Origin of the sequence: Paenibacillus oryzae (assembly GCF_001675045.1) — a bacterium.
GTDB lineage: Bacteria > Bacillota > Bacilli > Paenibacillales > Paenibacillaceae > Pristimantibacillus > Pristimantibacillus oryzae.
The window spans coordinates 24,052-37,863 of the sequence record NZ_LYPA01000031.1; the positions used below are offsets into that span (position 1 = coordinate 24,052).

At 47.6% G+C, this 13,812-nt stretch carries 8 protein-coding genes; all 8 read left to right on the forward strand.

All coding sequences use genetic code 11. The features are described from left to right. Nucleotides 1-128 precede the first annotated feature (128 nt). The 8 genes from A7K91_RS04405 (at nucleotide 129) to A7K91_RS04440 (ending at nucleotide 13,780) form a co-directional block, all read left to right on the forward strand. A complete protein-coding gene (locus tag A7K91_RS04405) occupies nucleotides 129-3,518 on the forward strand; it encodes a hypothetical protein (protein WP_156739319.1) in 3,390 nt (1,129 codons plus the stop codon). A gap of 58 nt (nucleotides 3,519-3,576) precedes the next feature. Further along, nucleotides 3,577-4,197: an S-layer homology domain-containing protein gene (locus A7K91_RS04410; protein WP_068680065.1), complete on the forward strand. Its 621-nt coding sequence runs from the start codon at nucleotides 3,577-3,579 to the stop codon at nucleotides 4,195-4,197. Between the two features lie 2 nt (nucleotides 4,198-4,199). Further along, entirely contained in the window at nucleotides 4,200-5,243 is a 1,044-nt protein-coding gene (locus A7K91_RS04415) for a hypothetical protein (protein ID WP_068680068.1), read from the forward strand. A gap of 15 nt (nucleotides 5,244-5,258) precedes the next feature. Then, nucleotides 5,259-8,732 carry a peptidoglycan DD-metalloendopeptidase family protein gene (locus A7K91_RS04420; RefSeq protein WP_068680070.1) on the forward strand — a complete coding sequence of 1,158 codons (3,474 nt, stop codon included), beginning with the start codon at nucleotides 5,259-5,261 and terminating at the stop codon, nucleotides 8,730-8,732. A gap of 98 nt (nucleotides 8,733-8,830) precedes the next feature. After that, a complete protein-coding gene (locus tag A7K91_RS04425) occupies nucleotides 8,831-9,250 on the forward strand; it encodes a hypothetical protein (protein WP_068680072.1) in 420 nt (139 codons plus the stop codon). Between the two features lie 2 nt (nucleotides 9,251-9,252). Further along, nucleotides 9,253-9,639 (forward strand): Low copy number virion structural protein, encoded by a 387-nt coding sequence (locus A7K91_RS04430; protein ID WP_068680074.1) that lies wholly within the window; start codon nucleotides 9,253-9,255, stop codon nucleotides 9,637-9,639. Between the two features lie 14 nt (nucleotides 9,640-9,653). Then, nucleotides 9,654-12,317, forward strand: coding sequence for a PKD domain-containing protein (locus tag A7K91_RS04435; protein ID WP_068680076.1), 2,664 nt, complete (start codon nucleotides 9,654-9,656; stop codon nucleotides 12,315-12,317). Between the two features lie 44 nt (nucleotides 12,318-12,361). Continuing rightward, a complete protein-coding gene (locus A7K91_RS04440) occupies nucleotides 12,362-13,780 on the forward strand; it encodes a hypothetical protein (protein ID WP_068680078.1) in 1,419 nt (472 codons plus the stop codon). Nucleotides 13,781-13,812: the final 32 nt, after the last annotated feature.

The window sequence follows — 13,812 nt, forward strand, 5'->3', positions numbered from 1 at the left end:
GATTCGCACGTGGACGGATACAAGGTAGCCGATGCCGACGATATGAATTTCCTGGCTCAACTATTATAACGACTCCTGTCTGCTCCGCTCGGAGGGGCGGGAGTTTATTTTATAAGGTGGTGAACATCGTGGATAACATCCGCGCTGATATCATTTCAGAGTTTAAAAGATCAATAGAGAATATGATGCGCCTCGGGCAGGAGACGGGATCTCTTGTCAATCGAGTCAACTCCGTTTCAAGCAATGGAGCAGCCGATCCTAAGCTGAAACAGCATCTCATCAACCAAATAGACAGGATTAATTATGCACTAATTAATAAACTTCGTGATGGGGTCGATATTCAAATTCAATCTATTCTTCGAGAGCTCGAAGGTGCTGAGCTTCAATTCCTTGATCATAAATCTTATCGTCAAGGGAGGGGCAACAGTTACGCTGTACCCGAAGGAGGCAGTAATGACATTCAATCGTCTTCTTCGGCCCAGAGGGGCGGAGTGGATTTGTCGGGTGCAATGATCAATACCTTCAGGCGCGTATTGACCGGGAGTCCGATTGATATACCCATGATGATACAAGAAGCGATAAAAACCTTTAAGAATGTTCAGACTGAGCAATTAAAAATGACCCAAAATCTGATGAAGAAGGATTCCTACAATAAGGATTCTAGCGGCAACCCGCTAGCAGCTCCTGACATGACAAAAGTGTCGAGTGCGATATCGGAAATCCAGTCGTTTATCAGACAGCAGGCATTATTCTACGGGACAGATTACAACGAGCTTTATCAGGTAGGCGGTATCGGCTCCGGGTTCCTGGGCGATGTGGCAGAAATAAAGAAGTTGCTCCAACTGACAGCTCAACTGCAAGCAATTGATCCCGGAAGCAGCTTACTTACGATTGCCAAAGACCTTGAAAGTACACAGGGGCTGTTTGATCTGGAAATGGCAGACATCGATGAAAAGATTGTCAAACCGCTTGCAGCCGTATCCAAGCTGACCAATATCAGCATAGAGCAGTTGATCAATGCTATTAGTCAGTCAGACGCTTCAGTGACGGATTTTAAAGGTGCTCCTGAAAAAGCTATTGTGATGGCCGGAATGTCCATCCAAACAGGTAGCTCAGCAAGCGCTGCCGCTATGCACGAAGCTATAAACACATTAGTCAAAGCTGGCAAAGCAAACGCCAATTCTGGAAAACAAGAATATGGTCAAATGAATCAAGCATCTCTTCAGGGTCCTCTGGTAAGTTCCAATCGTGCAAAACAAAGCGTTACAATTTCTTTTGATTCGCTTCTGCAAGAATTAACTCCTGCCATTAATAAAGTGACCTACGCGCTTATGAACATGGCTGATAATGTTTACAAAAATGGCCGTTTATTTGTATTACTGGGCGATATCTTATCTAACACTATGATTGGCATGATGATGATGGAGAGGATTAAGTGGGGGGCCGGAAAAGCCGGGAATGATATCCGATCCAATAGGAGCACGGTTAGTGGCTTACCTCTTGGCAACTATGCTCTGTCACTTTACGGCTCAATGAATGAAAACAGCCAAGGTCAAGTCACAGAGTCGTCTCAAAATGCTTCTTCTGTATTAAAAGAGTTATCTGGAACGGTGAGCAGCATGAAAGCTCAGGCATCACAAACAGACAATACAAAAAGTGGAGTTAGCGACATTTTTAAAAGTATTGCAGAGTTAGGCAAAGGGGCAAAGGGGTCGTTTCAAGGTATGGCCTTAGAACTCGGACTAATGGTCATGGAGCGTATTGCTGCTCCATTGATTGCTGAAGTAGAAAAAACAATGTCTTGGGAGGCCGATTCTACAGAGTCTCAACGCCAATGGGCAGTGGCTGATAAGCTTGATAAGGATAAGCTGTCTATTGCCAATACACTTAAAGTTGTAGGAGAGAATGGTCTTAATAGTATTCCCGCCTATGGAAGTGCTTTTAGTCTGCTTTATGACAATACAATAAGCTGGATTAACAAGTCACTTGGAAGCGATGCGACACAAACAGGGTATGATGATATAAAAGAGGCCTTTCATGGCATGATCAAAATGTATAATGCCCGGGGAGCAAATCTATCATCAGGAAGAGAGCTTGTTGAGTATCTTAACAACAACAACATCCCATACGAACAAGCTGTATTTGAATGGTCAAGAGAATCAGGTCGCCATCAGCAAACTCTCAATATACGGCAAGAGGCCATGAACAAGCAATACGAAGATGCCCAATTTAATTACGCGGATGAAGAAAAACTCAAAAAAATGGCCAAGGAAAAATACGAGAAGAAGTATCAGGAAGGCGAAATCAATTATCCTTCGTTTAGTTCCGATACTCTCACGGCTCGAGTTGCAGATAAAGTGAAAGAGGCTAGGGACAATAATCAGCTTTCAACGCTTCGTGCCCTTCTAGGGGGGATGAGAACGGATTCCAGTGAGTATATTGAAATGCGTAAAAAACAAGCAGCCTCCATTCGTCAGGTAATGGATGACGAACTTGCGATTATCGACAGATACATTGCCAATGCAAAAGAAATGATGCTGGGGGCAACCCCGGGGTCGCAAGAATATGTCAATGCGCAAAACACGGTAAATAATCTGACCTCGAATCGGGAAAATGTCGTTGCGCAGGGAGAAGCAAGCATTCTCCAGGAGGAGTGGAGTAGCCTTCAGGAATCCTACCAGAATCAGGTGAAAAGAGTGGACAAAAACTTGTTCAAGCTAGACCTGATGGCTCAAGCGAAGGAACTGGCGGCGGCCTACCGGATGGACACAGAGTCCAGAGGCTTCCTCGAAACCATGAAAAAAATTGCTCTTGGCAAAGTTGCTTCTATGAAGGTTGAACTAAACAATTTAAAGGCCATTGAAGCGATCGGAGATCTCTCGGAGGATCAGGCCCTGCAAGTTTTGCAGCTGCAGAACAGTATTGCCAGCGAGCAGGCCAAAGTGAAGGAGTACAATCTTGCCGCCATCGGATTAGGGTCCACAAGAATTCAAGAGAATAGCTCTGACAGAGAAAATGATCTCCTGGCTCTTAGACTTCGATCCGGAAATCCAGATGGTTCATCGCCTATTATGCGCAATAGAAGGATTGCAAACGCCAAAGCTGAAGTATCCGAAATTGCGCAAGTCATCAAGGAACTGCAGGCAACACTGCCTACGGCCGGGGCAGAAGAAACCACCAGAATTAATTCGGAAATTCGAAATTTGCAAAAGCAATCGCTGCAAGCCCAGTTAGGAATACTGGATGAAATGAAGAATTCGTCCGGGACGTTCAATTTGCCTGAAGGGGTTAAAGCGATGAGCCGATACGAGTACCTGACGCAAGGGAACACGCATAATACAACCACAATAGGAACGGGCGATGTTACGGTGAATATCACGCTGCCTAATGTCACCAACGGCATGACAGCCAGTCAGCTACAGCAGGTCGGACAATCCATAGGACAGGGTTTATCGGTGGGCCGTGTAGGAGGGCTGCGCAGCCAACAAGCCATGAACCCTCACAACTACCGGAGTTAGGGATTCGGCTCCCCGCCTTATAATGAGACGGGGAGTATTTCTATAGGGAGGCAGGATAATGACACAACAAAATCCGCTTTTGTCGGAGGACTCGGTCTATAAGAAAAAATTATTCTACGATAACGGCATTCGGTTCACAGAGGTTAAGGCAAGGCTGATTCGGGAGTACAAACCGCCTACGCCTGTTCTCAAAACCCAGGTTAACCAAACCTTGGCTGCATCTGCAGGGCTTGTTCAGAACGGCACTTCTCATTATATGGCTACGCTGACCCTCTTGTTTTACTCCAAAAAAGAGTATGCCGAATGGCTGCAATACATTGGCTCTCAGCACAAATATTACGATGAAAAAGGCACAATTTATACGGGGATTGTATCCGGCGAACCCGATGTCCAGACGGCGGAGATGGAAACAAAATATCTTGTCACGATTGGCATGAACCTCGTCAGAAAACAAGAATTCGAGTACCGGTATAAGACGGAGTTTATTGACACGGACGCTCATTGGGCAAAAACGCATATTGAAGATATGCAGAAAAGAGGCCTTGTCGCCACAAATTGGGAGGGAGACGGGGAGAGTGTGGCTTATTTTCGACCGGATGAGGCTGCAACCCGTGCGGAGACGATTACTTTTTTAATGAGAACCTACAGGTTTGCAGATAAACTGCTGAGGGGGTACTGAATGTGAAACGATGGATTGATGTTGATCCTCTGGATTGGTATTACCGGGATACGCTTGAAGCGACGCGCCTGAAAACCGATGGGAGCGCAGACTTCGATGTTATTAACGGGATGACCTACAATGTGTTCAAGCCAGGATATGGAAGAGTGGTTAAGAGATTCGTCACCGTGAGCGGGCAAAAGGAGTTTTTGGTCCCCGATTATACTTATCATAGCAGCAATCCGCTGTTTGTTATGGTGAACGGGATAGAGGTTTTGCCTGAAAAAGTTGAAGATGGCAAGGTGACAATGACTAACCCGTTGTCGGAAGGCATAGAGGTTGTATGCGTATCCTATGGCATTCCAGACCGAAAGGATATCGGATGCGTGAATGCGCCCTATAACGGAACAGGAAACTACAGGCTGCCGCATGCCACTCTGAAGCACAAAACGGCCTATAAATTTAGTCTGGGCAACCCTCCGGAGACCTGCACAGTTCTTGGCGTAAAGCTAAAGCGCATGATCGTCGACGTCAAGGCGGGAGCGGATGCGGCGATTGTCATTAGGGATGCTGTTGGTTTTAAAAGAGACAAATTTGTCATTCATAACGGAGAGATTTATCTTCCCTATCTATATAACGGATTTCCCGCTGTAATCGGTTATAACGCGATTATCGGAGGAAGAAATCGGCACACAACCGAAACCGTCATCGTTGAGTCCGGCAGCGTAACTTATAACGACCGTTTTTTTGGGGATGTTCGAATTCGCCGCGGCGATTTCTTTGGCCTGCTTAGCCGAATATGGATGAATCTTCATAACCGTTATACGGATAAACCCTTTGCCTATAAGACAACCGCAAGCCGCTATATTAAGGATAAGGCGGCGATAGAAGCGCAATGGTACAAGAATGATGTTCTTACGCTGCTCGAGGAGAAATATGGCGACGGTAACTATGTGTTTCCCCTTTACGCGAATGATTCGTTCGAGCCGGAGTCCTGTATCACGCGGGCGGAGTGCGTTGTATTCCTGAACAGATTCATTGAGTGGATTACGGAGAAATACAGATAAGGCAGGTGATCTGATATGGCTTATGTATCAAACGCAAACGATCCCTCGGGTCGGCTCCTTCAAGGAATAATGGAACGTGTGAATGCGTTGGGCAATGAGCCCAAAGTGATAGTTGAACTAGATAAAATGTCGTACGTAAGGGGCTTTCGTAAAAAATACGACGCTGTTCAGTACGTCTACGATAGTGTAGTGAGCGACCTCTTGTCTATCGACGATGTCGAGAAGCTGACGGATTATGTGGATGGATCGTATATTGCTGCGCCTACCGGTCTTCGCAATGCGGAGATGTCGATGCCGATCAGATCCAGTTCTACAATGAACGGTAGAAAGAATGATCAGCTTCATATCGAAGGCATGAGAATTACGGATTGGCATGATTCGGATCCCAGATGCTCCCGCAAGAAGCATGCCGGCATTGATCTGGATCTTGCCATGAACGACCCGGTATACGCGATATGGGCCGGGACGGTGACCTATGCGCAGTCCAACGGAAGTTACGGGAAGGTGGTATATGTAGATCACGGAAACGGCTGGCAGACTCGTTATGCACATCTTAACCGGATTGCAGTCAGCAAAGGAGAGCGGATCGTTGCGGGGGGGCTGCTTGGGGCCGGAGGCAATAGCGGTAGGTCGATTTCCCGAGGCGGCGGGGATGGCACGCATCTCCACTTTGAGGTCAGGTTGAATGGCAGTGATCTGAACCCGGAGCCGTTTTTGCGAGGCCGAAAAAGCATTCAGGCGCCCAGTAAAACAACTGACGGGAGTATAGTCAGTGATGGCGGCGGGATAGCGCTGGACGCTGCAGGCGGTTATGTTTCCTATAACATGGAAGCTACGGCTTACATCGCTGGATGTCCGGGATGCAGCGGTATTACGGCCGGAGGAACAAATGTGAAGACATGGAATGACTGGAGGATCATTGCGGTAGACCCTTCCATTATCCCCCTTAAAAGCAAGGTTGAGCTCATTGTGGACGGTATTAGCTGGGGAGAATATTTGGCCGATGATAAGGGCGGGGACATTAAGGGCCGACGAATTGATATTTTAATGGAAACTAATGCAAAAGCGCTTGAGTTTGGCAGACGTCAGGTTGAAATACGGGTTAAGTCTTGGGGCGACGGTAAGACGCGTACAGAGGACTCTTCAGGAGACATCGCAATTGATAAGGAAATCATAACATACAAGTACAACAAAACGACGGCCAAGCAAACCTACTTTAAGGATTTTTCCTCGAAAAAAACAACGATTGACACTACGAAGTTTACGGCTCAGACGGGTGTCGAGCAATACCTTGTTATCGATGACAAGAAGCAGGTCAACGTTTTTGGGTTTAACGGGACACCAGGAGCGGGCCAAGTCAAGTCTTTGGTATTTGAGCATGACTGGTTTAAGCCTGGAAATCTGGGCTGGGCCTATTATGCGGATCTTGGAATGGACGATGTTGTTATTGTGAAGGTCAATGATTATGAACTGACCAGAATCAGCGGCCTCGACGCAAAACATGGTTTGGCGTATCCCCCCTCACTCCCTATGCCGAAAGGCCGCAACAAAGTGGAAATTACCTTTGCCAACTCCTCTAATTCTTCCGTCGGCAAGTTTGGCCTTCTATGGCTGAAGGCAAAGGAATTTGATGTTGAGACCGTTGAAACCAGGCAGCTATGGGACTTTGAAGACAATATGAGCAGCGCAAACAGATGGACTCCCTATGGGACCGTGGTTCAAAAGGATAAGGGGGACTACCAAGAAATTTCTACTGTTGGCGGCGAAGCGGGCATAGAGCGTCTGGGAAAAATAAAAAAGTTCCCTTTTACGATCAACTTCAGTTTAAAGGTCTCTGAGGGAACAAACGGCAAACTGGTCATTGGCGACGGGAAGAGAGGATTTCTGCTCAATATCAAGGATGACGAGGTCTACACATCCGGCGGCGGCAGCTATCAGATCCGCAACAATGATGATTTTGTGGAATACACAGTTGTTTGCCATGATGAAACCGACATTGACGTATATGCAAAGGTTGGCGGGGCGTGGGTAAATACGGGTATTCGCGGAGCGAGCTTTCACTACCCTTATACAAGCCGTATTTTGTTCGCGGTGACGGCTGGGACGATTTTCCTGGATAGCGTTAACTATGCAAGCAGGGATTACGCCGTGGAACAGTTCGCCACTCATATCGCTGACAATTACAAAGAAAAGTGGTATGAGGTTGGGGAGTTTGTGTATGAGGATATGTATACCATTGATAGGGACGTGCTGAACTGGGAGGTCAGCAACCATCTAGACTCGTCATCCGCAACGGCGCGTATTACCCTTGATAATTCGTCCGGCATCTATTCTCCGACTTGGGAGCGAAAGCCGGAGTTTCCCGACTCTTTCGGGGGCGATCGATCTCCGCTGTCCTACTACGAGGAGGGCGAACTGCGCCACGTGATTAGCGAATATACGCCAATCCGGATTTATGCAGGGTACGGAGAGGAGGTTGTCCGTATTTTTACCGGAATGATAAAAGGGGAAATCACGGAAAATTCCAGCGAGGGAACGATCTCCTTCAGCTGCGTGGACAGGTTTGACATGCTCGAGGAATTTGTTTTTTACAAGCCTATGCATTATCCTCCCGCTGATTCGTATGCCGGTGACGCCGGTGCATTTTCGTGGATTAAATCCAGTATTGTGGAGGATATTGTGGTGGCTTCGGGTCTGTCAACATGGAAGGTGCATGCGGAGGATTTTGCCAATCCCGACTATGTGATCGAGGATACCGTGTATACGGATGTTAATAAGGGGCAAAACACGTTTATGAAGTTCAACGAAGAGACTGGTGAGCTGGAAGCCGTCAGTGAGGAGAGCATTATGGAGGTAGGCGGCTGGCAGAATCCGTTTGTCGCCAATGTAACTTTCCCGCTGGGAACGCGCGCATCGGACGCCATCCAGTCGTTGATTAACGATATTCCATACAGAGTGTATTGTGACAGGTACGGCACTTTCCGAATGGAAAAAATGAATTTTTTGAATGCTCCCGACTGGTCCATGGTGACAGGTATGAAATGGGAGTTCATGGACAGCGAAAATGTGATGGAGGTAACTTCTTCAACCGATTATTCAAGAGTCAGAAATCATTTGGTTATATCAGGGAATTCAGGTTTGGCAGAGCACTTTTTTGACAGATCGCTGATTATGGCCACGAAAGGGAATATACGGACGGCGGGCGCCCAGCTAAACTGGATCGAAGAAAAGGACGGTTCTTCGATGCGCGGCCTGAAGCAGGATATTGCCAACAAAATTTTCTTCGATTACAAGCGTCAGGCTAGAACTAAAAATGTTGTGGTAAAGGGCAATCCTTTAATTGAGCTGCTCGATTCCGTCTATGTGTTTGACGCAAAAACCTTTACGGCCAATTATTATCTTGTCAAAGGGAACAGAATCGTCGGCAACCATCAAGGTATCCTTAATTATCTGGAATTAACTTGGCAAACCCTATCGACTGCAGGGTAGGGCGTGCTGGGGAATGGAAAAGGCAGGAACAGTTACGTCAATGACGCTAATTGTTTCCTGCCTTTTCTTATAATGCTTTAGAAGGCGAGGTGAATTGCATGGACAACCGAAATTTTGTCAACTCCAATGAAATATACCCCATCCTGGATTTGGTACGCAGAGAGATGCAAAAAGCGGGTTTGTACACCGGCAGCCAGGATACCATTAGTCTGGCCAATACATCAGCAGAGGCAAATGTGATCAATGTCGAGGTCCGTAGAGAACTGGCCGGCCATGAAACGCTGGTCACCTCTTTTATCTATACCTACGACAATGGAATGTTGGAGGTATTGACGTTAAACCGTGATGAGCAGAACCTCGTCGACGGTTTTCTGATTGAATTGACCCCTCCGCCGCGGATTAATACCGAGATGGCGGAGGAGACGGATATCGCATCTTTTAGATCGGTAAGAGGGACTATCATCAGAGAGAATGGATTATTCAAAAATTTGGTGCTCGACTATGTTAGGACGGTGTAATGATGTCGAATGCGGCTAACTTTGCAAGCTACTTGGTGGGGGGCAGGCTGGACCCGCCCTTTATGCCCACCAAAACCGCGCCTTTTATTGAAGGGATAATGATAGAATCCTTAACGGCCGGTAAAGCTGAACACAGGTTAAACATTGAAGAAGATTGCGAGCTTATATCTGTGGCAGTCGGGGTTTCTTTCTATGAGGCGCGAGACTATTGGAATTTGTATGTAGGGGACAAGCTTGTATGCAAAAACATCTACACGAAGGATTTGCCGGAAGGCATGTACCTGACGGCCATTATCCCGTGCAAAAAAGGGACGCAGCTTCATTTTGAGTTTTTCAATGAAGGCGGAAAACCGAAGTATGTATGGGCCAACTATCAGACTCTTAAATAGAAGGGGGTGAAACTATGGAGGATAACTCCTATCAACCGACGCCTTGGCTGGAAACCATGCTTAACGAGGAGCATTTGCTGGAGGGGCTGGCCGGATTTTTTATCCATAATGGTTGGACGAAAGTCGCCGAGTTTACCAAGGTGACTTATCATAACAAGCTGACAAAACCGGCCGTAAGGAGGTTCTATCTGCCGCTGGCCAATTCGGAGATCGACATACCAAAAGCGTTGAACGATGATTTCTACATCTATTTGGACGGTAAAATTGCGCCAACTTCCTATTACACGCAAGTCAGGAATTCGGATGGCACAACCACAATCACTTTTGAATCCGGCGTGTCCGGCCAAGTTGCTATCTATTATAGCGCAATTCAGGCTGACGAGACATTTGACTTTTATGTGGCCAAGCACATCATTGTAAAAAATATTTCAGGTCATATCTTCGGTATGGCGATGGCGGCCAAAGTATCAGAAAGAGTAGGGGCTACGGGATGCAAAGTCCCTTTTGCAATCTATAGCGAAGATTCCCAGTACGGGACTAATATGGCCCCGCAGGATAGCGGAATGTTCTCGTGGGCGATTCAGAAAGCCGCGGCTGAGAACTTGTACGAGCGTCATACCATTTATTTTTACCAGCTTGAGAAATGGATAGGAAATGGCATTCAACTCGTAGGCTGGGATAATACAGCCGAGTTAAAACGTCTATCGCTGGATGTGGAAGTACAGACAAGTATGTGGGAGTTGGACGAATACACCAGTGCCCTGCAATCAAGACTGACAGACAAGTTCCCGCAAATCTTTCAATCTCCCATCGTTTCTGCGTGTACGCGCATTCCGCAGCTGGAGCATATTGAGAAGTTTGCCGGAATCGACGTGAAGTATAGCAACTGGTGGAATGACAGTAAGGTGCTGGTCAAAGGGTTTATCGACGGCAAATCGGCGATGTTGATTATCTGCGCTGATACTGCTCCCATATGGGACTCCAATGCCGTTCCAGCTATTCCTCTGTACATGGGAGATTTTGATGCCGTCTCTGCACCGGATGAAACCGTCAGAAGGGATGTCACTTTTGACTTTACGGGAAGGACTACAAAAGCTTCTACAATCATTTCAAATAAGCCAATGATTAATGAGGGATCTTTTCTTAACGTATGGCTGATGGGCGACACGGCAGGCAGCTCACCGGAGAATCAAATTGTATTAAAAATCGCAGGTCAGGAGATTGGCAGATTCAGCACTGCATCATCCGCGAAGCCAACAGGCAGCAAGGATGACGCGCAATATTTTGGTCAATTTCCCTTGACGGATATACAAGGCAAAAACTCGGTTACTATCGAAGCCGTCAGCGGGGATTCTGTTAACGGGTACGCGCCGGTTGCAGCGCGAATGTGGGTGGAAGTCCACATTCAGACGAACAAGGATACCGCTGGCGAACCCGCAGCTTTATTCGCTGGCACTGCATTCAATAGAAATGGAGCGGATCTAGTTCAAGCCTTAAAAAGATCGGCAGAGTTTGACTATGACGATGCGTCTATTCGACAGGAGACGCTGTTTCCGATTATGAAGGACTACCCGCATTATCCGAGCAATGGGGTAGACTCTGTTATGGTTAAGCGAAATAAGTACGGCTCGAGGTATCAGGCGCATTATTTGTCCTGGAATACCCCGCCCAATGCCATGCCGCCGGACAGGGAGGATTCTGGAGGCCGCAAGCATCCGCGGGCTTGGAAAAATTTCTTGAACAAGCAGCATAACTATCAATTTAATCCATCGCGATACAGCGGCAAGGCTCATTCCTCCCGAGCTCTGGTGATCCATCCTGAAGACGGCACCTTCGGTACGCTCCGCAACGTTATTTTGACCTCCCCTTTAACTATAATGAATGGCGACGAGCTAAAAGCAGTCAAAAACTACTGCGATGCTGAAAACAAGTATGAAGTTTATTCCTACTATTTGGTGGAAGGGATATCTCCGCTTACGAAGAGGCCGTCTACGGCATATCGTCCGGCAGCAATCGCCATCCTAAAAGCTGGTTACACGCTCCCGGCAATTCCGCCGGCTCCTCCCGAGCCGCCGCCGCTGGTTGTGTACATTCATCCGGCAGGCTCTGTAATCGAGGAGGATAACACCATCTTATTCACCTCAACGTACAGCCGGCATTCACCTATCACCAATTACAAGTGGGAGGTTGAAAACAGCGTCAACAAGGGCAGCTACGATGTAGACAAAGCCGCTTATACGTTCAAAAACACGGGGACGTATAGGGTGAAGTTTACGGTTTGGAATGAGCTCGGACAGACAGGAGCCGCCACTGCCATCGTGACGGTTACGGCCAAGCCCGTACCTCCACCGCCACCTCCACCGCCACCGCCACCCAATACGCTGCAATGCGGCTTGGCCAATAATTCAGGGGGCGGCGCCCGTACCGAAAAAGATCATGAAATGGGGAATAAGGCGGGGAATGTTGTGATTACCTACGATATGTACGGCGTTGCTGATCAAATGGATGTTTATTATCAGGGACAGCTTCTGGCGAGTACAAACGGAGAGGTTCAGAACAAGGGTTCTCTAAGGTTTCATTATAGCCCCGTCGGCGGCGTGACCCAGATTAAAGTAATTATGTCTTCCAGCGCGGGAGCCGGTACGTCGTGGCAATACTTGGTTAACTGTCCCGTCTAGGGCGGGGAAGCCCGAAAATAATCCTAAAAGGGGTGCACGAAAAAATGGCATTTATCGATACGACACCCGCTTCATTCAGCCCGAAGGTGAATGAAGCGGATCTGCAAGGAAGATTAGGTCAATTGCTGGCAACGCAGAATTGGACTGTAGCCGCCAATGTCAAAAAAGTTGTTTATGACGCCAGGTGGACTAAGCCAAGCGCGGTAAACGTAAATACATCGGTTGTCCGCAACACAGTGGCAGAACACTTTATTTACAAAAATGCTGAAGGCAAAATGTTCGGCGTTGCCATCGCGGGCACATGGGAAATGACAATTGGCGCGATGCGGGCTATCAATAAAGATCCTAAAGTTATTACTGCGCAGGAGTTTGCGGATTGGGCGACCAACGAGTTCAGAAGCTATCGCGCGCCGCACACTCTCTATATGTACATGATTGAGCAGACCTCCGGCTTAGTGGAAAATAACCCTGATATCGTACTCATGTGGGAAGGCAGTGAAGCGGATGCTCAGCTTAGGGCGGCTTTGGATATTGAGGTTGAAAAGGCCGAGTGGAAAACCGACGCGCAAACTACTGGCGTATATACCGTTACACTTGCCCACCTAGATCGCATGCAGTCTCCAATCATGACGGCAGGACTGCGGACAAAGCTGCTGGATAACTACTATTCGTCAGGTTTGTCCGCCCCGGCTCAGTTTACCAACTGGTGGTACGACTCGGAGTTGTCTATCAAAGGGCATATGACTCCAACTAACCTGTTCCTCATCATTCAGGCAGATAATGTGCCGGCGCCCGAAGGCAATCTGGTTCCTTCGATCCCTCTTTATTTTGGCAAAATTGATCCCATTGAGGAAGGCGATGAAGCCTATGCGATGTTTGTTGGCTCTGTTCCGCCGGGGACATCTCTTTCATCTATCGAAAACTACGATTTCGATAATACAACCAGGCTTCCAAGCATCCTTCCATTATTGAAGAGTTATCCCAAATATCCCGCAAATGGATTGGATAGCGTCATGATGAGCCGTTCCAAGCTCGGCTCCCGTTACCAGGCGTATTACTTGTCGTGGAATGCCCCTGCCAATGCCATTCCGCCGGAGCGCAGTAAAAACGGAAAGGACTATCCGAGAGCTTGGAACGGGGCTGAAAATCCCTTGTACAAATATTCCTTCAACCCTTCCCGATACAGCCAAAAGGTGCACACCTCCAAGGTTTATTTAATCCATCCGGAGGAGGGCGTGCGCGGATCGCTTAAGGATACCATTGCGCTTTCCGCGTTGTCGTTCAACGCCAATAAACTGCGGGTTCGCAAGGAGCTGTGTCCGAATGAATATGATGTATTTCGTTATTTCTTGGTTGAGGGTATTTCGCCATTCACCAAAAAGCCAGGCACTCAATACCGGCCGGCGGGAATCGGATTGTACGTAAATACTGTGGATGAGGAAGGTATTGAAATTACGCCGTAAAACCGTGCCGCCTGCGGGGTGGCGGTTAATCT